Source organism: Klebsiella sp. DY2415 (assembly GCF_026314315.1).
Classification (GTDB): Bacteria; Pseudomonadota; Gammaproteobacteria; order Enterobacterales; family Enterobacteriaceae; genus Klebsiella; species Klebsiella ornithinolytica.
The window spans coordinates 3,656,832-3,682,554 of the sequence record NZ_CP111115.1; the positions used below are offsets into that span (position 1 = coordinate 3,656,832).

Sequence of the window (25,723 nt, forward strand, 5' to 3'; positions counted from 1 at the left end):
TTTATCCTTGCATCTGCGGCTTAAGCGCTGTGACATGAATGTAGCGACCCAGGCTGATATACGGCTCCTGGCGGCAGTAGCGCGTCTCCAGCTCCAGCAGCGCCGCAAAATTGTCGCGCTGTTTGCGTTTTTCACGCAGATAATCATGAAACACCCGCACGCCGGTTTTACCGGTAATGTGCCAGCCCTGCTCTTCCAGCCAGCCATAAACCTGCTGCGGGGAACGCGGATAGTCCGGCGACAGCGTGCGTTTTTTCTTTTTCGGCATGCCGAGTTGTACGTAGTCGAAGTTCCCGACGACCATGTTATGCATCAACAGACCGTTAGCATTGTAGAACATTAACGATAACGCACCGCCGGGCCGTAAAACCGACCACAGCGTTCGCAGCATCTCCTGCGGCTTGGCCACCCACTCCAGCACCGCATGAAACAGTATCAGATCGACCGGGCTTTCCAAATGCTGCGCAATATCCTGAGCGGCGCATTGTACAAAATGCATGTTGTCGATCACACCTTTATCGGCAGCAGCCTGCCGGGCGCGCGCGACCATTTCAGCCGAAAGATCGCATAACGTCACATGGTGGCCCATTTCCGCGACTTTTACCGCCGTTTGCCCTTCGCCACCGCCGGCGTCAAGAACCCGAAGCGGCCCTGGCCCCAGCTGGCTTAACAGCGGTTGCAGATCCTGCCACAGAATGGCCTGACGCAGTTCGCCCTTGGTGGTGCCGTAAATATTGCGCGAAAACTTTTCAGCCATGTCATCGAAATTACGATCTTTCACGGACGGTTCCACCTGCCAACACAAAGCCGCTATTTTGTCATACCCACGCTGAGAATGAAGCGATCTGTTATAAGATCCGGACATAACTTTGGTTATATGGTTAAAAAAGGACCCATCTGGCATGCTTTTTACACTGAAAAAGTATTTAGGCGGCATGATGCTGCCGCTTCCCCTGCTGCTGCTGCTGATGGCGGTCGGAATCGCGTTACTGTGGTTTAGCCGTTTCCAGCGCACCGGCAAGCTCTGCGTCAGCCTCGGCTGGCTGCTGTTGCTATTGTTGAGCCTGCAACCGGTAGCCGATAGTTTGCTCAAACCAATCGAGGATAAATACCCGACGTGGCGCGATGCCGGACGCGTGCAGTACGTCGTCGTACTTGGCGGGGGCTACACCTGGAATCCGGACTGGGCGCCCAGTTCAAATCTCATCAACAACAGCCTGCCGCGGCTGACGGAGGGAATCCGCCTGTGGTATGAGAACCCGGGCGCAAAACTCATCTTTACCGGCGCAGCGGCGAAAACAAATCCCGTCAGCACGGCAGAAGCCGGCGCCAGAGTTGCGGAGAGTCTGGGGATACCGCGCAGCGAAATTATCGTTCTGGATAAACCCAAAGATACCGAAGAAGAAGCCGAAGCGGTGAAACAGGCCATCGGCGATGCGCCGTTCCTGCTGGTGACTTCCGCATCGCATTTACCCCGGGCGATGATTTTCTTCCAGCATGTCGGGCTAAACCCGCTGCCGGCACCCGCCAATCAGCTGGCGATCGCGTCACCGCTCAATCCGTGGGAACAGGCGATCCCTTCCCCCGTCTGGCTGATGCACAGCGATCGCGTCGGCTACGAAACGCTGGGGCGCATCTGGCAATGGTTAAAAGGCGCCTCAGGCGAGCCAGGGGAGAATTGATTTAGCGGCCAGGTCAAACCGGGCGCGGTCAAAACGCCCGGTATTGACCAGATTATCCACCTCATCCCACAGCAGATAGAGCCAGCGTCGCCACAGGAAAGATTCGGCCACCGGCGCACGGCGCAAATAGCGCCACAGCAGTTGCTCCGCCTGTCCTCCGTCGGACAGGCGAAACAGTTCATATTCTCGCGGCGCCCACAACATCATCCCCGGCCCGACCATCGCCAGCAGCTGATCGCTACGCGCATCCTTCAGCATGCTGCGCAGCGTGAAGCTGCCGTGTACCAGCACGCAGTTATCATTAAAATCTTTCAATAAATCCGGAAGGCACGCGCGGGCGCGGAACAGAATTCGTTTATCCTGCATCGTCAGGCCGGTATCCTGATACAAATTAAGGGTACTCCACAGCATCTCAACCCGCTGGCGATACCAGTGCGGCCACAGGTTTTCCTGGGTGCTGTCCACCATGCCGACGCAGCCGCCGCTATCGTGCCGGTGCCATGCCAGAAGAGCTTCCACGATCTGCTCCTGCAGCTGTTCCCAGCGCGCCGGCGTACGGGCCGGCGCTTCCGCAGAGACTCCGCGCAGCCGCTCAATCAGCAACACGTCCGGGCCAGGATGTTCTTCATGCGTCAACACCCCATAGACCACCGGCATGCGCACGGTACCGCTGCGCGCCAGCATTGAGATTTTCCACGCCAGCTGGCGGGCAATCCCTGGCGTGGTAAAACTTCTCGCCAACAGCGGCAGCGGGTTTCCCTGCGCGTCATAAAGCGACCACAGTGCCGAGGAGGGTTTCTCGCTGATACACTCCACGCGGCTCAGTTTCTCTCCCAGCAGGTGGCTAAGTTCGGTTCGCAGCTGTTCCATCTCTGATTACCCCTGTGAATACTACTGGTTTTATAATGAGCGCCAGCCGCAGGGATGTCATCAGGTGAGATCAAAAATTGAGGGAAAAAGTATGGAAAAATAGCGTGAAGATATCCCCTCACGACGGAGGGGATGAACGGATTAACGCAGCTCTGCGCGCACGCGCTCCAGATCTTCCGGTGTATCGACACCGGTTCCAGGCACAACTTCGGCCACCGCGACATGGATTTTTTCGCCGTACCACAGCACCCGCAGCTGCTCCAGCATTTCGATCTGTTCCAGCGGGCTCGGCGACCAGCTGACGTAGCGACGGATAAAGCCGGCACGATAACCGTAAATACCGATATGACGTAGCAGCGTATCGCCGATAGTTTCGCGTGATTGCGCAAAGCGATCGCGATCCCATGGAATGGTGGCGCGGGAGAAGTAGAGCGCATAGCCCTGCTCATCCATCACCACTTTCACGGCATTCGGATTAAATGCTTCCTCAGCGTCGTGAATCGGAACGGCGAGCGTGGCCATACCGCAGGTATTGGCCGCCAGATTGTCCGCCACCTGGCGGACGATCGCCGGCGGGATCATCGGCTCATCGCCCTGGATATTGACGATGATCGTGTCATCACTGAAGCCACACTTTTCAACAACTTCGGCCAGACGCTCGGTGCCGGATTGATGGTCCGCACGCGTCATGCACACTTCGCCGCCGGCAGCTTCGACCGCACGCGCAACATCGTCATGATCCGTCGCGACGATAATGCGATCGGCCCCGGATTCGCGCGCGCGCTCGAGAACATGAACGATCATCGGCTTACCGTTGATATCCTGTAGGGGCTTGCCCGGCAGACGCGTGGAGGCAAAACGTGCAGGAATGATGACCACGAAACTCATGAATGGCTCTCTCCCACGGCTAATGCGCGGGCTTCGGTTTCCAGCAAGACGGGAATGCCTTCACGGAAAGGAAAGGCCAGGCTGTCAATTTTGCAGATCAGCTCTTGCTTATCCTGGCTGTAGTACAGTTTGCCGTTGCAGACAGGACAGGCGATGATTTCTAGTAAACGGTGATCCATGATTCCTCCTGATGGACCGAATAGATTCCGCAGCAGCATATCACATGATGGCAAACTCAGGGATCCGTTTGCGGCAAAGGCTGAGCGGGGTGTGGTCTTGTTCAGACCGGGGAAATCTCCCAGCCCTGCTGACGGTCGGAGAAAAGCCCCGGCGGCAGACGACCGCAGGTGATACGTTGAGCCGACTGCCAGATGGCAAACTCTTCAATCGCCCGGAGCAACCCTTTCTCCAGCCCCGAGGTGACCCTGATCCCCTCTTCCAGCCACAGCGAAAAAACCTCCAGAACCCCGGTTTTCCGATGCACCTTGCTGTCCATTCTGCCCACCAGTTTTCCCTGGTGCAGCAGCGGCAGAACAAAGTAGCCATACTGACGCTTCGGCGCCGGCGTGTAGCACTCGAGGCGATAGCTGAAATTGAAGAGTTGCTCAGCGCGTTTACGGTCCCAGACTACCGGGTCAAATGGCGAGAGTACCGCGCTATGGCTGGCGGCGAGTTTACCGCCGGGCGCCGATTCCAGCTGCCCGAGCGCTTCGTGGTGGAGCCACATGTCGCCCAGTTCCTCGACCTTCACCGGGACCACCGTGCCCTCCTCCTGCCAGCTCGCCAGCAGCGTCGGCAAAGCGGGCTGGCGGAGACGATAGTAATCAGCCAGCCACTGGGGGCGAAAAATGCCGAGGCTCCGGGCACTGTTGCGCAGCATTAACGCCTCCGCCTGCGGCTGCGTCAGCGCATCGCGCTCATCGTCCCAGTGCGGCATGACGCGATGCGTCAGGTCGTACACCCGCTGGAAGTTACGCCGCTCCACCACCATCACTTTACCTGCGGTAAACAGGCCTTCCAGATGGCGCTTGTGCGGTTTCCACTCCCACCAGCCGCTGGCGCCTTTGCGCGGATGTTCAAAGTCGGCCGAACGAACCGGACCATTCTGCGCGATATGCTCCAGCAGCAGCCGAATATCGTCAGCATGTTCCGTCATCCACGCCTTGTGATACTTCCAGCCCATATTATCGGGCGTCAGCATACGGTGGCGCACCAGGGCAAAGTCGCTACGGGGCAGGAAACAGGCTTCATGAGCCCAGTATTCCATCAGCTCCCCGCTGCGCAGGGCGTCCTCCAGCCAGCTTTGCGGATAGCTGCCAAGACGGCTAAAAAGCACAAGATAAGGGCTGCGGGCAACGACGTTGATGGTATCGATTTGCAGCAATGACATCTGCTGAATAGTTGACAGAATATCGCTGGCGCGGGCACGTCGCCGGGGCTTCTTCAGCAATCCCTGCGCCGCAAGATGGAGATGACGGGCTTCTTTAAGCGACAGTTGTAGTACCGACATGCAGGTTCTCCGTAAAGGACTCCGGCACAGCGTTATTGAAGCGAACGTGGCAGAACTAACGTTGCGCCAGCGTCACCAGTTCCGTCAGCAGCTGCTGTGCGCGTTCATCCGTCATTATGGCGTCGACAGGTAAATACCACCAGTTTGCTTCGGCAAACCCACGACATTTCACCGCATCTTTCTCGGTCATCAGCAGCGTTTGCTGTGGATTCACAAGGGCGGAAACGCTCGCCTGAGTCAATGCCTGGTGATCGGCAAGCGCGACGGTTTTTACCGGCAGGACGCCGCAGCTTTCCAGCGTGGCGAAAAAGCGCGGCGGATGACCGATCCCGGCCATGGCAACGACATTATCGAAAGAAGCCACGTCACGCCGTTCGCCGCTGCGTAAATTTACCGCCAGTCCGGGTCGCAGCTGCATGGGAATTTCCCCCGCCTGCGCGATGCCGCCGTTAACAATGATGGCGTCGACGCTGCGTAAACGTGACGCGCGTTCACGCATCGGCCCGGCCGGTAGCCACCAGCCATTGCCAAAACGGCGCTCGCCATCAATTACCACAATTTCTTTGTCCCGCGCCAGCTTGTAGTGCTGCAGGCCATCATCGGTGATAATGAGCTGCAAATCATGTGCATGAAGCAGCGCCTGCACCGCCTCACGACGCGCTGGCGAGACCGCAACCGGCGCGCCGGTGCGTTGAAAAATGAGTACCGGTTCATCGCCGGCTTCCGCGGTACTGGTGTCATTGCTGAGCAGTAACGGATAGCTCGCCGCTTTCCCGCCATAACCGCGGGAAACGACGCCAACGCGGATACCGCGCTGCTGGAGCTGTTCCACCAGCCAGATGACCACCGGCGTTTTGCCGTTGCCTCCGGCGGTGAGATTCCCCACCACCGCCACCGGAACCGGCGCTCGCCAGGCTTTCTTCAGCCCCAGCCGATAGCTGAGGCGGATCAGCCCGCTCACCAGGCCATAGAGCCAGGAGAGCGGCAGCAAGAGTCGCCATACGGGCGACTCACCGGACCAGATGCGCGCAATCATTGGCCAAACTGCATCTTATGTAGCTGGGCGTACACGCCGCGGTGTTCCAGCAGATCGGCATGGCTACCGCGCTCGACAATGCGGCCATCTTCCACCACCACAATTTCATCGGCTTGTTCGATGGTGGAAAGACGGTGGGCAATCACCAGCGAAGTGCGGTTTTTCTGCAGTTCGTCGAGGGCGGCCTGGATCGCGCGTTCAGACTCGGTATCCAGCGCCGATGTCGCTTCGTCCAGAATCAGAATCGGGCTGTTACGCAGCAGCGCACGCGCGATGGCAATACGCTGACGCTGACCGCCGGAGAGCAGTACGCCGTTCTCACCGATAACGGTATCGAGGCCATTATCCATTTTGCTGATAAAGTCCATCGCGTAGGCCATACGCGCCGCTTCTTCGATCTGCTCACGGCTGTACTCTTCCGTGCGCGCATAGGCAATGTTGTTGGCCACGGTATCGTTGAACAGATGAACGTTTTGCGACACCAGCGCCACCTGATCGCGCAGGGATGCCAGAGTGTATTCACGCAGATCGTGGCCATCCAGCAAAATCTGGCCGTTATCGATATCGTAAAAGCGCGTAATCAGGCTGGCGATGGTCGATTTACCCGACCCCGAACGCCCGACCAGGGCGACCGTTTTACCTTCCTGGATGTTGAGGTTGATATTTCGCAGCGCCGGCGTTTCACGGCCCGGATAGGTAAAGGTGACGTCTTTGAATTCCAGGTTGCCCTTCGCCCGCTCGATAACCAGCTTGCCTTCGTCTTTTTCCTGTTCGGAATCAAGAATCGCAAACAGCGTCTGGCAGGCGGCCATCCCGCGCTGGAACTGAGCATTGACGTTAGTCAGCGACTTCAGCGGGCGCATCAACGCGATCATCGAGGAGAAGACGACGGTGATGGTACCGGCAGTTAACGTTTCCATGACGCTCGGGAAGCTGGCGGCATAGAGAACAAATGCCAGCGCCAGTGACGCAATCAGCTGAATAACCGGGTCAGAAATAGACGACGCAGAGACCATTTTCATCCCCTGCAAGCGCATTTTGTTGCTGACCTTATCAAAACGTTTGGTTTCTACCGCCTGACCGCCAAACATCAGCACTTCTTTATGCCCTTTCAGCATCTGCTCTGCGCTGGTGGTCACCTGCCCCATGGTGTTTTGCATATTCTTGCTGATATTACGAAAACGCTTCGATACCACGCGAATCGCCATCGAGACGATGGGGGCCAGGACGATCAGAATCAGCGACAGCTGCCAGCTGTAATAGAACATCATCACAAACAGACCGATGATCGAGGCGCCTTCGCGCACGACGGTAATCAAGGCGCTGGAAGAGGATGACGCCACCTGTTCGGAATCATAGGTAATGCGTGACAGCAAGGTACCCGTGGACTGTTTATCAAAGAAGGAGACGGGCATCCCCATCATATGGCTGAACAGACGGCGGCGCATTGTCATGACGACTTTGCCTGAAACCCACGAGATACAGTAGCTCGAAATATAGCTGGTGACGCCACGCAGTAACATCAACCCAATCACGACCAGCGGCATCCATAGCAGCACTGAGCGATCCGTTTTACCAAAACCATCATCCAGTAACGGTTTAAGAAGCGATAGCATGAAGGTATCACTAGCGGCGTTAAAGACTAACGCAACTGCCGCGACGATCAGTCCGGTTTTAAATGGCGCAATAAGCGGCCAGAGGCGGCGGAAGGTCTGCCACGTGGAGAGATCTTTATCATTCTGCATTCAATAAACCAGCTTATGTTGAAATAGCCGCATATTCTACCCGTTATCCACGGTCTCGCCAAACCACTGATGATACCAACGCGGTAAAAGTTGATCTCGTAAGCTTTGGATTTGCCAACCTTCTGGAGAAAAAATAACCGTAATTTGTCCCTGATGCGGCGTATCGAGCCATCGATAGCCCTGCTGACGGTAGCGCTGCACCACTTTAGCCGCAGGCATACGCCAGGCATTATATCGCGAGGCCGAAGCCAGCGCCGCCGCGCCACCGACCCGCTGCAATAAGGCAAGCGCAGAAGAGGTATGACTCCCGTGGTGCGGAACCTGGATAAGTGTAGACGCAAGATGTTGCCAGTAGTGGCTCAGCATGGCCCGTTCTGCCGGAATTTCAATATCTCCGGTCAGTAGAATGCTCTGCTTGCCGTCATCAATACGGACCACGCAGGAGCGGTTATTGCCCGTCAGGCTGGAATCCGGCAGCGGCCACAGCACGCGAAAAGTTAATCCACGCCATCGCCAGCTTTCGCCTCGTCGACAGGGAAGATGCCCCCGCCAGCCCAGCGGACTGCGGATCCAGAGCTCGGGCCAGGCCTTCAGCAGCGAATTGAGACCGCCGCGGTGGTCAAGGTGTTCATGGCTCAACACAACGCCCTCCGGGCGCAGGTGATGCCAGCGTAGCCAGGGAATAATAATCTGCTGACCGCTATCACCATCGGGCCAGGCCAGTCCGGTATCATAGAGGATTGCCGCCCCCTCGCGCTCAATGACCATAGCCAGCCCCTGCCCGACGTCCAGCATCGTGACCCGCCATTCATCTTTCGCTCCATGGCGCCAGAAGGGCCAGCTCAGCAGCAGCGTGCTGCTAAGACAAAGCGCCGGTAGCGAACGCCAGGCATGAAAACGCCACACCAGCAGTATCAGCCAGGGCAACGCGCTGAGCCCCGCCCAGCGAAAATCCAGACTGAGCCAGCCCTGCGGCAGCAGATGCAAAAACCAGAATAGTGCTGCCAGCAGGCGGTCGGCCAGCCACCACACCGCCATTTCAACCACGACAGGTCCGCTGAGATGCAGCAGCATCGCCAGCAGAATCGTGGGAACAACCGCAAAGGTGACCAACGGTACGGCTATCAGATTTGCTACCCAGGCGGTCAGGCTGATGCCGTGGAAAAGGAGAATCTGAATTGGCAATAGCAGAAACATCAGCCCAAGCTGCAGATGGCCTAAAGCAAGCCCTTCGCGCCACGGCCAGCGCCACGTATGCCGCTGCAGCGGCACCAGCTGATACCAGAAAATCAGCGTTGCGACGGCGAAGATGGACAGCCACAGACTATCAGACAACACCGCCAGCGGATCGGCGAATAAGATAGCGCCAATACAACAGAGCCAGATTTGCCAGGACGACCAGCGTCTGGCAGATAGCCGTAGGCCCACCACGCAGCTCAGGGCTACGCAGGTCCGCAGCGCAGGCGGCTGCATACCGGTCAGCCAGGCATAAAATAGCGCGCAGCCCAGACCGATAAGTAACGGCATTCTCCAGCCAATCCATCGGCACGGGAAAAAGAATTGCAGCCCCCGAACCACCAGTCCACCGAGTATGGCGCCTAACGCAATATGCAACCCCGAAATCGCCATCAGGTGTGAGGTACCGGTCTCCTGCATCAGACGTTTGATATCCCGCGGTACAACCAGTCTCTCGCCCATCCCGAGCCCGAGTATCACCGACTGCCAGGGAAAAGCGTCGAGAGTACGTTCCAGCGATGCCAGATAGCGAGCGCGGTAGCTGCACGTCAGGTCTGATGCTTCGGCCGACGTAAAGCGCCCGGTTAGCGAACGATGTTGCGCCAGGGCAAAACGCTGGCCGTCAAAGCCCCCTACGTTGAGCTGACTATGGACCGGGCGAAGACGGACGGTCATCTTCCAGCGCTGCCCGGCACACGGCAGGTCGGGCAGCGCATTACCATAAAGAGTTACCCCTGGCGCCGGCCATAACCTCTGCCCGTTAAAACGGAGAATATTTCCCTGGTAGGTGGTCTCACCTTCGACGGCCGTTAGCTTAATTTCAACCTGCCGGTTGCCACCGGGTAGCACCTGCATCGGCCACAGCACCTGACGCGCGCTCAGCACACCCCAGGCAAAAAACAGCATGGTCAACGCCAGGTAACGCAATGGCCTCCAGCGGTAAAGCGACATCAGGATCGCGCCGCCGATAATGACCTGAACGGCGAGCGGTGTGGGCAGTTCTGGCAAGAACAGCAGTGGGCAGATCCCGACAACCACGCACCCGGCAAGCTGTGATAAACGCATGTCCCCTCCCTGTTGACGGAGAGTATCGCGTGAAAGCTAAAGGTCGTCAGCGGTCGGCGGCCGGGTATGGATTTCGGCTTCCGCAAAACCTACGGGGTTGCAGCAAAACGAAGATGTTGCTGTGAGGCGGGGCAAACCGGAGGCATAAAAAAAGCACCGCAAAGGTGCTTTTTTTATCATCGGAGTACGTTGTCGCGGCTGTGCGAAACTTACTCTTCGTAAATATTGGCGCGGTCGCGTAATTCTTTCCCAGGCTTAAAGTGCGGAACGTACTTACCTTCCAGTTCGACTTTATCGCCAGTCTTCGGGTTACGCCCGGTGCGAGGTGCTCGATAATGCAAAGAGAAGCTGCCGAAACCGCGGATTTCAATGCGCTCACCTTGAGCAAGCGTTGAGGCCATATGTTCCAGCATTTCTTTAACAGCATCTTCGACCGCTTTCGCAGGAATGTGAGATTGCTGGCTGGCAAGTCTTTCTATCAATTCTGACTTGGTCATTATTCCTCCGGTTTCCTTCAAGGCAAAATTAGCTAACTGCTTTAAACAAGGGCGGCCGTAGCCGCCCTTTGTGCTTGATTACAGGACGAATCCTGCAATCTGTCAAGTAAACTCGTCGTAATTCAGGTTGTTGTAACCTGAATGACTAAGATTACTCGCCTTTAGCTGCTTTGAAAGCTTCAGCCATTGCGTTGTTAGAGAAGTTTGCATCTTCCTGTTTGTTAACAGTTGCGATTGCATCTTTCTCATCAGCTTCGTCTTTAGCACGAACAGACAGGCTGATTGCACGGTTTTTACGATCAACGCCGGTGAATTTAGCTTCAACGTCGTCGCCAACGCTCAGAACCAGAGTTGCATCTTCAACGCGGTCACGGGAAGCTTCAGAAGCGCGCAGGTAACCTTCAACGCCGTCAGCCAGTTCTACGGTTGCGCCTTTAGCGTCAACTGCAGTGACTTTACCGTTTACGATTGCGCCTTTCTTGTTCAGTGCAACCCAGTTGTTGAACGGATCTTCTGCGAGCTGTTTAACGCCCAGAGAGATACGCTCACGCTCTGCGTCAACCTGCAGAACAACTGCTGCGATTTCGTCGCCTTTTTTGTATTCACGAACTGCTTCTTCGCCTGCAACGTTCCAGGAGATGTCAGACAGGTGAACCAGGCCGTCGATGCCGCCGTCCAGGCCGATGAAGATACCGAAGTCAGTGATAGACTTGATTTTACCTTCAACACGGTCGCCCTTGTTGTGGGTTTCCGCAAACTGCTGCCACGGGTTGTTTTTGCACTGCTTCAGACCCAGGGAGATACGACGACGTTCTTCGTCGATATCCAGAACCATAACTTCCACTACGTCGCCAACGTTAACAACTTTGGACGGGTGGATGTTTTTGTTGGTCCAATCCATTTCGGAAACGTGAACCAGGCCTTCAACGCCTTCTTCGATTTCAACGAAGCAGCCGTAGTCGGTCAGGTTGGTCACGCGACCGGTCAGTTTGGTACCTTCCGGATAACGCTTAGCGATAGCTACCCACGGATCTTCGCCCAGCTGTTTCAGGCCCAGAGATACACGAGTACGCTCGCGGTCGAACTTCAGCACTTTAACAGTGATTTCGTCGCCAACGTTTACGATTTCGCTCGGGTGCTTAACGCGTTTCCACGCCATGTCGGTGATGTGCAGCAGGCCGTCAACGCCGCCCAGATCAACGAATGCGCCGTAGTCAGTGAGGTTCTTAACGATACCTTTGACTTCCATGCCTTCCTGCAGGTTTTCCAGCAGCTGATCGCGTTCTGCGCTGTTTTCGGATTCGATAACGGCACGACGGGATACAACAACGTTGTTACGCTTCTGGTCCAGCTTGATTACTTTGAACTCAAGCTCTTTGCCTTCCAGGTGCAGAGTGTCGCGAACCGGACGAACGTCAACCAGGGAACCCGGCAGGAACGCGCGAATACCATTCAGCTCAACAGTGAAGCCACCTTTAACTTTGCCGTTGATAACACCGACTACAGTTTCAGCTTCTTCGTAAGCTTTTTCCAGCGTGATCCAAGCTTCGTGACGTTTAGCTTTTTCACGGGACAGCAGGGTTTCACCGAAGCCGTCTTCTACTGCATCCAGAGCAACGTCAACTTCGTCACCGACCTGGATTTCCAGCTCGCCCTGGGCGTTTTTGAACTGCTCTGCCGGAATGGCAGACTCAGATTTCAGACCAGCGTCAACCAGTACGATATCTTTGTCGATAGCAACAACAACACCACGAACGATGGAACCCGGACGGGTTTCGATTGTTTTTAAGGATTCTTCAAATAGTTGAGCAAAAGATTCAGTCATGTTTAATCTTCAGGTTTCATATTTAACGTCCACCTGGCTCCGTGCCGGATGGGGTTGTTTAACATACCCGCTAACACTCCATTGCTGCGGGGGTACTGCTATAATTCTGAGGCCGTTTCGCTTCACCGCTTCGCGGTCAGGCGACTGCCAGTTTTTCGCGCGCATAGTGTAGCGCTTTTTCAATAACTTGCTCAATGTTTAGTTCAGTAGAATCGAGAACTAAAGCATCGGCGGCCGGGACAAGCGGCGCGACGCTGCGATTACGGTCGCGATCGTCACGTTCTTTTATCTCGGACAAAAGACGTTCAAAGTTAACACTAAAGCCCTTTTCCTGCAACTGCAGCATACGGCGATGGGCGCGCTCTTGTGCCGAAGCATCAAGGAAAATCTTCACTGGCGCATCGGGAAACACGACGGTTCCCATATCGCGTCCGTCGGCAATCAGGCCAGGCAGTTCACGAAATGCGCGCTGACGACGAAGCAATGCTTCACGCACGCGGGGAAACGCGGCAACTTTCGATGCGGTATTAGCCACTTCCTGAGTACGAATGGCGGCGCTGACGTCTTCGCCTTCAAGAATCACTTCCAGAGTGCCGTCGGTGGAGATAAAACGCACGTCCAGGTGCGCCGCCAACGGTACCAGCGCCTCTTCAGATTCGACATCAACATGGTGATGCAGCGCCGCGAGGGCCAGAACACGATAGATGGCCCCGGAATCCAGCAGATGCCAGCCCAGCGCTTCCGCCATTGCCTTGCACAATGTGCCTTTACCCGCACCGCCAGGCCCATCAATGGTGATTACCGGAATATTTGCCGTCATCTTTTTCTCCTTCAGCAAGGCGCATAGAATATAAACGCCGCGCATTATACGCATCTCTACGCCGGAAAGTGAGCATTGCTTGCAAATTACGGACTACCAGAAATGAAACGCAGAAGAATTGCGCAATTATAGCGGGCTGACGGAACGTCAGCCCGGAAGATGACAATATTTTACCTTTTCGGTTTGCTTTTTGCGCAGGCGAACGTTACGCCAGCGTGCTGATCCGCGCCAGCTGCTCGAAGTAATCCGGGAAGGTTTTCGCCGTACATTTCGGGTCAAGAATAGTCACCGGCGTATCAGACAACGCCACCAGCGAGAAACACATTGCCATACGGTGATCGTTATAGGTGCCAATCTCGGCAAACTGCAGCGTCAGCGGAGGCGTAATGCGAATGTAATCCTCCCCCTCTTCCACTTCGGCGCCCACTTTACGCAGTTCGGTGGCCATCGCAAACAGACGGTCGGTCTCTTTGACGCGCCAGTTATAGATGTTGCGTAGCGTGGTCGTTCCCCTGGCAAACAGCGCCGCGGTGGCGATAGTCATCGCCGCATCCGGAATATGGTTCATATCCATATCGATAGCATTCAGCTCGCCGCGGGTACAGGCAATATAATCCTCGCCCCAGGTGACGGCCGCCCCCATTTTTTCCAGCACGTCGGCAAAACGAATATCGCCCTGTACGCTGTTGCGGCCGATACCGGTGACTTTTACCGTCCCACCTTTGATGGCGCCGGCAGCGAGGAAATAAGAGGCCGAAGAGGCATCCCCCTCCACCAGGTAATCACCAGGCGACTGGTACTGCTGATTGCCGCTGACAATAAAGCGCTGATAGGCCTGATTCTCGACCTCAACGCCGAATGTTTTCATCAGATGCAGCGTGATGTCGATATATGGGCGGGAAACCAGCTCGCCTTTAATCGCGATGACGGTATCCTGCGGCGCCAGTGGCGCAGCCATCAGCAGCGCGGTGAGGAACTGGCTGGATACGCTGCCGTCCACTTCAACTTCGCCGCCGGTAAAGCCGCCGCGCAGGCGCAGAGGCGGATAGTTTTCCTGCTCCAGATAATCAATCTGCGCGCCGCCCTGGCGCAGCGCGTCGACCAGATGGCCAATCGGGCGCTCTTTCATGCGCGGTTCGCCGGTCAACACGATATCGTTGCTGCCCAGACACAGCGCGGCCGCCAGCGGACGCATGGCGGTCCCTGCGTTACCGAGGAACAGCTCCAGCGCACTACCAGCCTGCAGCGGCCCAGCGTTGCCGGTCACTTCACAGCGGGTGCGGTCAGCAGACAGAACGTAATGAACTCCCAGGGCGCTCAGGGCATTCAGCATATGGCGTACATCGTCGCTGTCCAGCAGGTTGGTCAGCACCGTGGTGCCACGGGCCAAAGCCGCCAGCAGCAAAGCACGGTTAGAGACACTTTTTGACCCAGGCAGGTTCACGGTGCCATCTACTCGCGCAATGGGTTGTAACGTCAGGGATTCCATTAAACTTAACTCTCAAACAAACAGAATAAAAACCCCGCAGACCAGCCGCGGGGATGAAAAACAGGAGGGTGATTAGCCGTGGCGGCGTTCAAAATCCTGCATAAAGTCGGTCAGTGCCTTCACGCCCGCCAGCGGCATCGCGTTATAGATAGAAGCACGCATGCCGCCCACTACGCGGTGGCCTTTCAGTGCATGCAGACCTGCGGCAAAGGACTCTTCAAGGAACAGTTTATCCAGCGCACTGTCGGCCAGCTGGAACGGGACGTTCATACGGGAACGGTTAGCCGCTGCCACATCGTTACGATAGAAGCTGCTGCGGTCGATCGCACCATACAGCAAATCGGCTTTTTGCTGATTGATTTTGTCCATTGCCGCGACGCCGCCCTGCTCTTTCAGCCACTTGAACACCAGACCGGCCAGGTACCAGGCGAACGTCGGCGGGGTGTTAAACATGGAGTCGTTAGCATCCAGTACGGTGTAGTCGAGAATTGACGGGCAGGCGATACTGGCTTTACCCAGCAGGTCTTCACGTACAATCACCAGCGTCAGGCCCGCCGGGCCGATATTTTTCTGTGCGCCCGCATAGATAACGCCGTAACGGCTGACATCAATCGGGGCAGAGAGAATGGTGGAGGAGAAATCCGCCGCAACCACGACGTCGTCCGCAAAATTCGGCGTTTCATCAATCGCAATGCCGTCGATGGTTTCATTCGGACAGTAGTGCAGATAGGCCGCGCCTGGCGTCAACTGCCATTCGCTCATCGGCTTAACTCCGCGCAGGCCGTCAACCGTGATTTTCGCGTCAATGGCGTTCGGCGAACAATATTTTTTCGCTTCTTTAATCGCGCTTGCCGCCCAGTAGCCGGCATCAACATAGTCAGCGGTGGTTTTATCACCCAGCAGGTTCAGCGGAACGCCCGCGAACTGACCGCGACCACCGCCGTGGCAGAATAAAACTTTGTAGTTGGAGGGGATATTGAGCAGATCGCGAAAATCCTGTTCAGCCGCCTCAGCCACCTGGATAAACTCTTTACCACGGTGACTGATTTCCATGACCGACGTACCCAGGCCATGCCAGTCACACAGCTCCTGCTGTGCCAGTTTGAGAACTTCCGCCGGCAGCATTGCCGGGCCCGAACTAAAGTTATAGACCTGAGCCATTTCCCCTCACCACGTTGCTATGTTGTCTGCCCGCGAACCATCGCGGGCATAAGTTATTCCTGTGGCTATCGGTTTTATCATTCAGTGACACGCACCGCAACGAGTAAAACTAAGCAGCCACGAAATGTGGCTGTCGTCACACAAAAGAATCTGCCGGCTTGACGTCATAAAACCGACATAATTGCTGTCAGGTGACTCTTTTCGCCCTGCTGGCCTGCGACCATTCTGCATTTGCGCAGCGGGGACATAATTGTTTATCCCCGGCGCGGAGCTTAAGAACTGCGCTACACCGTACGCAGGCATATTCATCGTCGCGCGGAATGGTAGCGAAGCTTGCGTTATGGGGAGGAGGTAAAATAGACAGACCGGCTTTGACGTCTCGATCCGCATAGTAGTAGAGACTGATTTGCCCGTTGGTTTCCAGAATAGCCAACCGGACCTGTCCCAGCTGTTCGACGCCGTTGATCCGCAGCTCCATAAAAAACTCGAATTCGGTCATGTTTTCCGCCTGTAAATTTTTCCAGGCCAGTTCCCCCTGTTCGATGACCGGGATCGGTTTGCCCTCAAGCAGGTTCTCCAGCTTCTCGCTTTTGCCCATCAGCCACATGATCAGCCGGTAGAGCAACGCCAGGGTAACAAAGACCACCAGCACCGGCAGCATCGGGACATCGTCATAGAAAGCGACATCCCCTGCCGCGGATCCAAGGGTCAGGATAATGAGGACTTCGAACAGCGACATCTGCCGCACGCCGCGTCGGCCGGTGATTTTGAGAAAGATAAATACCAGGACAAAGGTGTACACGCTCCTCAGCGCCACCTCAGCCAAAAAGTCCACTGGCACTTTATCCAGCGCCATACGATGCCAATCAAATGCCTTCATGGTTAACGCCTGCACAGTTATCGGGTGTCAGTAAGGATAGCCAGACGATGGAGATAGCGCCGGTCATCTAAAAGCCGTATCATTGCGCGCTTTACGTACGATAAAAGTGATCGCCATGACTCAAACGTTTATTCCCGGCAAAGATGCCGCCCTGGAAGATTCCATCGCCCGCTTCCAGCAGAAATTGCTCGACCTCGGATTTGATATTGAAGAGGCCTCATGGCTGAATCCCGTACCGCACGTGTGGTCAGTACATATCCGTGATAAAGAGTGCTCGCTGTGTTTCACCAACGGCAAAGGGGCAACCAAAAAAGCGGCGCTGGCCTCGGCTCTTGGTGAATATTTCGAGCGTCTGTCCACCAACTACTTTTTTGCTGACTTTTGGCTGGGCGAAACCATCGCTAACGGACCATTCGTCCACTATCCAAATGAGAAATGGTTCCCGCTGACCGAAGACGATGAAGTGCCGGAAGGTCTGCTGGATCCTCGTCTGCGCGCATTTTACGATCCTGACGATCAGTTGACCGCCAGCATGCTGGTCGATCTGCAGTCGGGCAACGACGAACGCGGCGTTTGCGGCCTGCCGTTCACCCGCCAGTCCGATGGCGAAACCGTCTATATCCCGATGAATATCGTCGGCAACCTGTATGTCTCTAACGGGATGTCCGCAGGCAACACGGCGAACGAAGCGCGCGTTCAGGCACTGTCGGAAGTCTTCGAGCGTCACATTAAAAACCGCATCATCGCTGAGAGCATCAGCCTGCCAGAAATTCCGACAGAGGTCATGGCGCGTTATCCAGGTGTGGTGGAGTCCATCAATAAGCTGGAAGCCGAAGGTTTCCCGATCTTTGCTTACGATGGCTCGCTGGGCGGCAAATACCCGGTTATCTGCGTGGTGTTGTTTAACCCGACCAACGGAACCTGCTTCGCCTCTTTCGGCGCGCATCCGGACTTCGGCGTCGCTCTCGAACGTACCGTCACCGAGCTGCTGCAAGGCCGTAGCCTGAAAGATCTCGATGTCTTTACGCCACCAACCTTCGATGACGAAGAAGTCGCTGAACACGCCAATCTTGAAACCCACTTTATTGATTCCAGCGGTCTGATCTCCTGGGATATGTTCAAACAGGATGCTGACTATCCGTTCGTCGACTGGAGCTTCTCCGGCACCACGGAAGAAGAGTTCGCCACCCTGATGGCCATCTTTAAAGAAGAAGATAAAGAAGTTTACATCGCCGATTATGAGCACCTGAGCGTCTACGCCTGCCGCATCATCGTTCCGGGAATGTCAGACATTTACCCGGCGGAAGATCTGTGGCTGGCCAATAACAGCATGGGCAGCCATCTGCGCGAAACCCTTCTCTCCCTGCCGGGCAGTGAATGGGAAAAAGAAGATTATCTGGCGCTGATCGAACAACTGGATGATGAAGGGAATGACGACTTCACCCGCGTACGCGAGCTGCTGGGCCTGGCGACGGGCAAAGACAACGGCTGGTATACGCTGCGTATTGGCGAACTGAAAGCGATGCTGGCGCTGGCCGGTGGCGATCTGGAGCAGGCCTTGATCTGGACGGAATGGACCATTGAATTCAATGCGTCTATCTTCAGTGCGGAACGCGCAAATTACTACCGCTGCCTGCAGACGCTGCTGCTGCTCAGTCAGGAAGAAGAACGCCAGCCTCTGCAGTACCTGAATGCCTTTATCCGTATGTACGGCGCCGATGCGGTAGAAGCTGCCAGCGCGGCGATGAGCGGTGAAGCGCCGTTCTATGGCCTGCAGGCCGTAGATAGCGATCTCCAGGCTTTCCCGGCCCATCAGTCTTTACTGAAAGCCTATGAAAAACTGCAGCGGGCAAAAGCGGCATTCTGGGCTAAATAAGGCTTCATTTTACTGCCAGCCGCATTATTTACGGGGTCGATAAAGACCCCGTTTTTCACCGCTAAGTAGACCCGCGGCTAATTTGTAGTTGCAACGTTAATTTACAGTAAACTTTTTTTACGCATCACTTTAGGATTGTTAATTTTAATAAAAAATACCCCATTTTAATTAACCGTCCACAGCGGCCCAAAATGAAAAAAATCAACATAAGTTGTAAATTTTAAAATTTATTTTTTTCATTTAAAACAATTATTTATTCCCATAATAAGTCAAAACCACACATATCCAGGGCTTATAGTTCCGGTGGGATATGATCTACATCAATTTCCCTTCTATAATGCTTTGTTAGTATCTCACCGCCAACTTTTATAAAGAGAGAGTTAGTGTGAAAGCTGACAACCCTTTTGATCTTTTACTCCCTGCAGCCATGGCGAAAGTCGCCGAAGAAGCAGGTGTCTACAAAGCGACAAAGCACCCGATGAAGACGTTTTATCTGGCGATTACCGCTGGTGTTTTCATTTCCATTGCTTTTGTCTTCTATATTACGGCGACAACCGGCACTGCCGCGATGCCTTTCGGAATTGCTAAACTGATCGGGGGGATCTGCTTTTCACTCGGCCTGATTCTTTGCGTCATCTGCGGTGCCGACCTGTTTACCTCCACCGTACTTATCGTCGTGGCGAAAGCCAGCGGACGAATTACCTGGGGTCAACTGGCAAGAAACTGGCTCAACGTCTATGTTGGTAACCTGATAGGTGCACTGCTGTTTGTATTGCTGATGTGGTTATCTGGCGAGTATATGACCGCCAACGGTGCATGGGGCCTGAACGTCCTGCAAACCGCCGACCACAAAATGCACCATACATTTATTGAAGCCGTGTGTCTGGGTATCCTGGCTAACCTGATGGTCTGTCTGGCGGTGTGGATGAGCTACTCCGGCCGCAGCCTGATGGATAAAGCCATGATTATGGTTTTACCGGTGGCGATGTTTGTTGCCAGCGGCTTTGAGCACAGTATCGCTAACATGTTTATGATCCCGCTGGGTATCGTAATTCGCGACTTTGCAACCCCGGAATTCTGGACCGCGATTGGTTCTGCTCCGGAAAATTTCTCTCACCTGACCGTGATGAACTTCATTACTGATAACCTGATTCCGGTAACTATCGGGAACATTATCGGCGGTGGTCTGCTGGTTGGGTTGACATACTGGGTCATTTACCTGCGTGGCGACGACCATCACTAAGGGCCGTTTCAGGCAGTAAATAAAAAATCCACTTAAGAAGGTAGGTGTTACATGTCCGAGCTTAATGAAAAGTTAGCCACAGCCTGGGAAGGTTTCGCGAAAGGTGACTGGCAGAAAGAAGTCAACGTACGTGACTTTATCCAGAAAAACTATACCCCGTATGAAGGCGACGAGTCCTTCCTGGCTGGCGCAACTGAAGCGACAACCAAGCTGTGGGACAACGTTATGGAAGGTGTTAAACAGGAAAACCGCACTCACGCGCCTGTTGACTTCGACACTTCCCTTGCATCCACCATCACGTCTCATGACGCGGGCTACATCAACAAAGCTCTTGAGAAAATCGTTGGTCTGCAGACTGAAAAGCCTCTGAAACGTGCGATTATCCCGTTCGGCGGCATCAAAATGGTTGAAGGTTCCTGCAAAGCGTACGATCGCGAACTGGACCCGATGCTGAAAAAAATCTTCACCGAATACCGTAAAACCCATAACCAGGGTGTATTCGATGTGTACACCAAAGACATTCTGAACTGCCGTAAGTCTGGCGTTCTGACTGGTCTGCCGGATGCGTATGGCCGTGGCCGTATCATCGGTGACTACCGTCGCGTTGCGCTGTACGGTATCGACTTCCTGATGAAAGACAAATACGCACAGTTCCTGTCTCTGCAGTCTGACCTGGAAAACGGCGTAAACCTGGAAGCGACTATCCGTCTGCGTGAAGAGATCTCTGAACAGCACCGCGCTCTGGGTCAGATCAAAGAAATGGCAGCGAAATACGGCTGCGATATCTCAGGTCCGGCAACCAACGCGCAGGAAGCTATCCAGTGGACCTACTTCGGCTACCTGGCCGCGGTTAAGTCTCAGAACGGTGCAGCAATGTCCTTCGGTCGCGTATCCACCTTCCTGGATGCTTACATCGAACGTGACCTGAAAGCAGGCAAAATCACTGAACAAGACGCTCAGGAAATGATTGACCACCTGGTCATGAAACTGCGTATGGTTCGCTTCCTGCGTACTCCGGAATATGATGAACTGTTCTCCGGCGACCCGATTTGGGCAACTGAATCCATCGGTGGTATGGGCGTTGACGGCCGTACCCTGGTCACCAAAAACAGCTTCCGCTTCCTGAACACCCTGTACACCATGGGTCCGTCTCCGGAACCGAACATCACCGTTCTGTGGTCTGAAAAACTGCCGCTGAACTTCAAGAAATTCGCCGCTAAAGTGTCTATCGATACCTCTTCTCTGCAGTACGAGAACGATGACCTGATGCGTCCGGACTTCAACAACGACGACTACGCTATCGCATGCTGCGTAAGCCCGATGGTTGTTGGTAAGCAAATGCAGTTCTTCGGTGCTCGTGCTAACCTCGCGAAAACTATGCTGTACGCTATCAACGGCGGCGTTGATGAAAAACTGAAAATGCAGGTTGGTCCGAAATCTGAACCAATCAAAGGCGACGTTCTGAACTTCGACGAAGTGATGGAGCGTATGGATCACTTCATGGACTGGCTGGCTAAGCAGTATGTCACCGCCCTGAACATTATCCATTACATGCACGACAAGTACAGCTACGAAGCCTCTCTGATGGCGCTGCACGACCGTGACGTCATTCGTACCATGGCATGCGGTATTGCTGGCCTGTCCGTTGCGGCTGACTCCCTGTCTGCTATCAAATATGCGAAAGTTAAACCGATTCGTGACGAAGACGGCCTGGCCGTTGACTTCGAAATCGAAGGTGAATACCCGCAGTTCGGTAACAACGATTCTCGCGTTGATGACATGGCGGTTGACCTGGTAGAACGTTTCATGAAGAAAATTCAGAAACTCACTACCTATCGTAATGCTATCCCGACTCAGTCCGTTCTGACCATCACCTCTAACGTGGTTTATGGTAAGAAAACAGGTAATACCCCTGACGGTCGTCGTGCTGGCGCGCCGTTCGGACCAGGTGCTAACCCAATGCACGGCCGTGACCAGAAAGGTGCTGTTGCCTCTCTGACCTCCGTTGCTAAACTGCCGTTTGCTTACGCGAAAGATGGTATTTCTTACACCTTCTCTATCGTGCCAAACGCGCTGGGTAAAGACGACGAAGTGCGTAAAACCAACCTTGCAGGCCTGATGGATGGTTACTTCCACCACGAAGCGTCAATCGAGGGCGGTCAGCACCTGAACGTCAACGTCATGAACCGCGAAATGCTGCTCGACGCGATGGAAAACCCGGAAAAATATCCGCAGCTGACCATCCGTGTATCTGGCTATGCAGTACGTTTTAACTCCCTGACTAAAGAACAGCAGCAGGACGTTATCACTCGTACCTTCACTCAGACCATGTAATGGTTGTGACTGAAATCGCGATTTAAAAAGCGTACAATAAAGGCTCCACGTAAGTGGGGCCTTTTTAGCACCTCCCGTACTACAGTCTCTTTTGCCCGCTATCTATACTGCATGGATAACAGCCAAAACAGACTTAACACAGCCGGTTTGAGCTGTGCATCACAGGCCCCGGACGGGCCGAATCTGGAGATATCACCGCAATGTCAACTATTGGTCGTATTCACTCCTTTGAATCCTGCGGCACCGTCGATGGCCCCGGGATCCGCTTTATCACCTTCTTCCAGGGCTGCCTGATGCGCTGCCTGTATTGCCACAACCGTGACACCTGGGATACCCACGGCGGCACCGAAGTCACCGTCGAAAGCCTGATGAAAGAGGTTGTAACCTATCGCCACTTTATGAACGCTTCCGGCGGCGGCGTGACCGCGTCCGGCGGTGAGGCCATTTTGCAGGCCGAGTTCGTGCGCGACTGGTTCCGCGCCTGCCGCAAAGAAGGCATTCATACCTGCCTCGATACCAACGGCTTTGTTCGTCGCTACGACCCGGTTATTGACGAGCTGCTTGAAGTAACCGATCTGGTCATGCTCGACCTCAAACAGATGAATGATGAGATCCATCAGAATCTGGTTGGCGTGTCTAACCACCGTACGCTGGAGTTTGCCCGCTACTTATCGAATAAAAACATCAAAGTCTGGATTCGTTACGTGGTGGTTCCCGGCTGGTCTGACGATGATGATTCCGCGCACCGCCTCGGCGAGTTTACCCGCGATATGGGCAATGTCGAAAAAATCGAACTGCTGCCCTATCACGAGTTAGGCAAGCACAAATGGGTAGCAATGGGTGAAGAGTACAAGCTGGATGGCGTACATCCGCCTAAGAAAGAGACCATGGATCGGGTCAAAGGCATTCTCGAGCAGTATGGCCATAAGGTCATGTACTAAGCCGACGGGCGGCGTGGCCGGCTAAGCAGAATTTTCCCCGGATAGCGACGCAGAACGTCTTATCCGGGTGGAAAACGCTTCGGCAAGCATTACGACATAAAGTATTGCGACAGCTTATTCGCCACGCTTTCAATCGAGAAAATGCGTTTCTGATGCGCCTTACGATATTCCGCATAGCGCTCATCCTGCTCCTCCAGCGCGCGAAGCATTCGATCGGCAACCATCATTGCCCCCGCAATTTCGGCAAATCCTGATTCACCTTCTCCCTGTAAAGCCACCGCGGCCTGCAGGTTCCAGTCCGATAAACGGGCCAGCGGCGTAAACGTGCCGCGGGTCAGCGACAATATTTTCACCCCCTGCTGCTTCGCCAGCGTCAAAGCCTGGATCATATCCGCCGAGGCCTGTTCGGTATGCACGACGATAATTCCCGTCTTTTGCCGATCGGTTGCTATCGGGATCGCCGCCGGATAAGAGCGATCGACGAAGCTGGCAACTTTGCCCATGTTGATTAAATTCATTTGCAGAAACAGGGCAACGGGCACCGCCGTACCCACCGCATAAATAGCGATGTTATTCAGCGCATTCAGCCACACCGCTGCGCTTTGCAGCTCCTGAGCATCGATAATGGTATTGCTATCGCGAATGCTCGCCAGCACCGGCGCAATATCGTCGTCATCGCCGGCTTCCGGGCGGGCAGCCCCCTGCTCAACCGCCAGCGCCGTTCTGAAATCGGAAAAACCTTTAAATCCAAACGCCCGACAAAAACGGGTGATGCTGCCTTCGCTGGTAGCCACAGAGTCGGCCAGTTCTGAAATCGTATGCCGCATCACAAAATCAGGATTTTCCGCAATAAAACGGCCCACTTTCTCCAGTATCGGGCTGAGTTCTGAAGACCCATTTCGTATGTTTATCAACAGGTTGTTATCTATCTGGCTCATTTTTTGCCTTTCTTGCTCAAAATGCAAACACAGTCACATCTTTCGTTTCGCGCTAAAGATAATAATTATTATCTCACACAAACAAATAAAAATAATTATTTTTACAAACAGGAGAACATCTCATGAAAGGTCTCATCGTCTGTCGCACCGGTATGGGCAGTTCCTTAATGCTCAAAATAAAAGCACAAAAAATCATCGATAAACACGGCTGGGATATCGAGCTGGAACACGACGTCCTCTCCGGGTTACGAACCTGGCGAGATATTGATTTCGTGATCACGATGCGCGATCTCACCGAGGAAGTCGAAGCTGCCGGATTTAACGCTATCGGTATCACCGACCTGATGAACAGTGAAGAAATGGAATCAGCGCTTATCCGCGTAATCCAGCACAACTAACCTCTCCCGGAGGCAATATGGATTTCCTCAGATTTATTGTATTCGACATTCTGGGCGTCACCCCACTTTTAGTTGGTTTTATCGCATTAATTGGCTTATTGATCCAACGAAAGCCCATTGAAAAAGTGCTCTCCGGGACTTTCAAAACCATTGTCGGCTTTCTGGTTTTTGCCGGCGGTGCCGGGCTGGCCGTGACCTCTCTCGGCAATTTTCAGACATTATTTAGCGATGGCTTTGGTCTGAAAGGCGTGATGCCGCTGGCGGAAGCGCTGACCGGGCTGGCGCAAACTAAATTCGCGATGTGCGTCTCGCTGATTATGGTGATTGGTTTTGGCTGGAACCTGTTCTTTGCCCGCGTGACCCCTTTCAAATACATCTTTCTCACCGGACAGCATAATCTCTATCTCTCGGCCCTGCTGACCGTCACCTTGAAAGCGCTCGGCTATAGCGACATGACCACCATTATTGTCGGTTCAATCCTGCTGGGGCTGGCCGCCTGTCTGTACCCGGCAATTGCCCAGCCGTGGATGAGAAAAATCACCGGTAATGATGAAATTGCGATGGGGCACTACGTGACGCTGGCCTACGCGGCATCCGGATGGATCGGTTCAAAGGTGGGCGATCCTAAACAGTCGACCGAAAAGCTGAACCTGCCCGGCTGGCTGGGGATCTTTAAAGATTACATCGTCTCCGTATCAATCTCGGTCAGTATTTTCTATTACATTGCGGCGCTCGCCGCCGGGAAAACGGCGGTCACGGCGGCGGCTGGCGGAATGCACTGGCTGGTTTACCCTCTGTTCCAGTCGCTCACTTTCACCGCGTCTCTGTACATCATCATTACCGGGGTACGCCTGCTGCTGTCTGAAATTGTCCCGGCCTTCCTCGGCATTTCGGAGAAATTCATTCCCAACGCCAAACCCGCCCTCGATTGCCCGGTCGTTTTCCCGTATGCGCCAACCGCCACGGTACTGGGATTTATCTCTTCATTTGTTGGCGGGCTGGTGGTGATGGGCTTTCTGGCGATCCTCGGGCAAACCGTCATTATTCCGGTGGCGATCCCCTACTTCTTTATCGGCGCCACCGCAGCGGTATTTGGTAACGCTTCGGGCGGCTGGAAAGGAGCTATCGCCGGCAGCTTCGTCACCGGGATCCTGATCGGCATCGGTCCTGCGTTGATCTACCCCATCATGGAGTCCGTCGGCCTGTCGGGAACCAGTTTCCCGGAAACCGACTTTGTCGCCCTGGGCCTGGTTGTGTACTACATCGGCAAAATGCTGCCATAAGAAGGA

At 54.6% G+C, this 25,723-nt stretch carries 22 protein-coding genes; 7 read left to right on the forward strand and 15 right to left on the reverse strand.

What is annotated here, in order from left to right:
- Position 1: 1 nt before the first annotated feature.
- Positions 2-781: a tRNA uridine 5-oxyacetic acid(34) methyltransferase CmoM gene (gene cmoM, locus OQV00_RS17415; protein WP_015584790.1), complete on the reverse strand. Its 780-nt coding sequence runs from the start codon at positions 779-781 to the stop codon at positions 2-4.
- 121 nt (positions 782-902) lie between these two features.
- Here cmoM and elyC point away from each other — a divergent pair, with 121 nt between their 5' ends.
- The gene (gene elyC / locus OQV00_RS17420; RefSeq protein WP_004860091.1) at positions 903-1,682 is read left to right on the forward strand and encodes an envelope biogenesis factor ElyC; all 780 of its coding nucleotides are present in this window, start codon (positions 903-905) and stop codon (positions 1,680-1,682) included.
- On the opposite strand, the gene OQV00_RS17425 is transcribed toward elyC, so the two are convergent.
- The 13 genes from OQV00_RS17425 to OQV00_RS17485 form a co-directional block, all read right to left on the reverse strand.
- On the reverse strand, positions 1,659-2,552 hold the full coding sequence (locus OQV00_RS17425; protein WP_048023144.1) for a YcbJ family phosphotransferase: 894 nt from the start codon (positions 2,550-2,552) through the stop codon (positions 1,659-1,661). The two genes, elyC and OQV00_RS17425, sit on opposite strands and share 24 nt — an antisense overlap.
- A gap of 141 nt (positions 2,553-2,693) precedes the next feature.
- On the reverse strand, positions 2,694-3,440 hold the full coding sequence (gene kdsB, locus OQV00_RS17430) for a 3-deoxy-manno-octulosonate cytidylyltransferase (RefSeq protein ID WP_142631658.1): 747 nt from the start codon (positions 3,438-3,440) through the stop codon (positions 2,694-2,696).
- Positions 3,437-3,619, reverse strand: coding sequence for a Trm112 family protein (locus OQV00_RS17435; protein ID WP_004860086.1), 183 nt, complete (start codon positions 3,617-3,619; stop codon positions 3,437-3,439). Before OQV00_RS17435 ends, kdsB begins: the two co-directional genes overlap by 4 nt.
- A 101-nt stretch (positions 3,620-3,720) precedes the next feature.
- Positions 3,721-4,950 (reverse strand): winged helix-turn-helix domain-containing protein, encoded by a 1,230-nt coding sequence (locus OQV00_RS17440; protein ID WP_064357213.1) that lies wholly within the window; start codon positions 4,948-4,950, stop codon positions 3,721-3,723.
- A gap of 55 nt (positions 4,951-5,005) precedes the next feature.
- A complete protein-coding gene (lpxK, locus tag OQV00_RS17445; protein ID WP_032716986.1) occupies positions 5,006-5,986 on the reverse strand; it encodes a tetraacyldisaccharide 4'-kinase in 981 nt (326 codons plus the stop codon).
- A complete protein-coding gene (msbA, locus tag OQV00_RS17450) occupies positions 5,983-7,731 on the reverse strand; it encodes a lipid A ABC transporter ATP-binding protein/permease MsbA (RefSeq protein WP_004860079.1) in 1,749 nt (582 codons plus the stop codon). The genes lpxK and msbA overlap by 4 nt, the downstream gene beginning before the upstream one ends.
- Before the next feature lie 36 nt (positions 7,732-7,767).
- Positions 7,768-10,032 (reverse strand): ComEC family protein, encoded by a 2,265-nt coding sequence (locus tag OQV00_RS17455; RefSeq protein WP_266279098.1) that lies wholly within the window; start codon positions 10,030-10,032, stop codon positions 7,768-7,770.
- 209 nt (positions 10,033-10,241) lie between these two features.
- The gene (gene ihfB, locus OQV00_RS17460; RefSeq protein WP_004100704.1) at positions 10,242-10,529 is read right to left on the reverse strand and encodes an integration host factor subunit beta; all 288 of its coding nucleotides are present in this window, start codon (positions 10,527-10,529) and stop codon (positions 10,242-10,244) included.
- Between the two features lie 151 nt (positions 10,530-10,680).
- On the reverse strand, positions 10,681-12,354 hold the full coding sequence (gene rpsA / locus OQV00_RS17465) for a 30S ribosomal protein S1 (protein ID WP_004860074.1): 1,674 nt from the start codon (positions 12,352-12,354) through the stop codon (positions 10,681-10,683).
- Between the two features lie 136 nt (positions 12,355-12,490).
- The gene (gene cmk, locus OQV00_RS17470; RefSeq protein WP_004860072.1) at positions 12,491-13,174 is read right to left on the reverse strand and encodes a (d)CMP kinase; all 684 of its coding nucleotides are present in this window, start codon (positions 13,172-13,174) and stop codon (positions 12,491-12,493) included.
- Positions 13,175-13,379: 205 nt separating this feature from the next.
- On the reverse strand, positions 13,380-14,663 hold the full coding sequence (aroA, locus tag OQV00_RS17475; RefSeq protein WP_162661497.1) for a 3-phosphoshikimate 1-carboxyvinyltransferase: 1,284 nt from the start codon (positions 14,661-14,663) through the stop codon (positions 13,380-13,382).
- A 72-nt stretch (positions 14,664-14,735) separates the two neighbouring features.
- Positions 14,736-15,824: a 3-phosphoserine/phosphohydroxythreonine transaminase gene (serC, locus tag OQV00_RS17480; RefSeq protein WP_004860069.1), complete on the reverse strand. Its 1,089-nt coding sequence runs from the start codon at positions 15,822-15,824 to the stop codon at positions 14,736-14,738.
- 187 nt (positions 15,825-16,011) lie between these two features.
- Positions 16,012-16,704: a DUF421 domain-containing protein gene (locus OQV00_RS17485; RefSeq protein WP_004860067.1), complete on the reverse strand. Its 693-nt coding sequence runs from the start codon at positions 16,702-16,704 to the stop codon at positions 16,012-16,014.
- Between the two features lie 115 nt (positions 16,705-16,819).
- Here OQV00_RS17485 and ycaO point away from each other — a divergent pair, with 115 nt between their 5' ends.
- From ycaO to pflA, 4 genes are all read left to right on the forward strand, one after another.
- Positions 16,820-18,580 carry a 30S ribosomal protein S12 methylthiotransferase accessory factor YcaO gene (gene ycaO / locus OQV00_RS17490; RefSeq protein ID WP_201165131.1) on the forward strand — a complete coding sequence of 587 codons (1,761 nt, stop codon included), beginning with the start codon at positions 16,820-16,822 and terminating at the stop codon, positions 18,578-18,580.
- A gap of 385 nt (positions 18,581-18,965) precedes the next feature.
- Entirely contained in the window at positions 18,966-19,823 is an 858-nt protein-coding gene (gene focA / locus OQV00_RS17495) for a formate transporter FocA (protein ID WP_004860063.1), read from the forward strand.
- A gap of 51 nt (positions 19,824-19,874) precedes the next feature.
- On the forward strand, positions 19,875-22,157 hold the full coding sequence (gene pflB / locus OQV00_RS17500) for a formate C-acetyltransferase (RefSeq protein WP_004860061.1): 2,283 nt from the start codon (positions 19,875-19,877) through the stop codon (positions 22,155-22,157).
- Positions 22,158-22,357: 200 nt separating this feature from the next.
- Entirely contained in the window at positions 22,358-23,098 is a 741-nt protein-coding gene (gene pflA, locus OQV00_RS17505; RefSeq protein WP_004860059.1) for a pyruvate formate lyase 1-activating protein, read from the forward strand.
- Positions 23,099-23,187: 89 nt separating this feature from the next.
- Here the strand turns inward: pflA and OQV00_RS17510 are convergent, their stop codons facing one another.
- A complete protein-coding gene (locus OQV00_RS17510; RefSeq protein ID WP_004860057.1) occupies positions 23,188-24,036 on the reverse strand; it encodes a MurR/RpiR family transcriptional regulator in 849 nt (282 codons plus the stop codon).
- 122 nt (positions 24,037-24,158) lie between these two features.
- Between OQV00_RS17510 and OQV00_RS17515 the strand changes: the two genes are divergently transcribed.
- Positions 24,159-24,434: a PTS sugar transporter subunit IIB gene (locus tag OQV00_RS17515; protein ID WP_015584798.1), complete on the forward strand. Its 276-nt coding sequence runs from the start codon at positions 24,159-24,161 to the stop codon at positions 24,432-24,434.
- Positions 24,435-24,451: 17 nt separating this feature from the next.
- Complete coding sequence (locus OQV00_RS17520) at positions 24,452-25,717, forward strand: PTS ascorbate transporter subunit IIC (RefSeq protein WP_266279104.1); 1,266 nt, start codon at positions 24,452-24,454, stop codon at positions 25,715-25,717.
- The last annotated feature ends 6 nt before the right edge of the window (positions 25,718-25,723 follow it).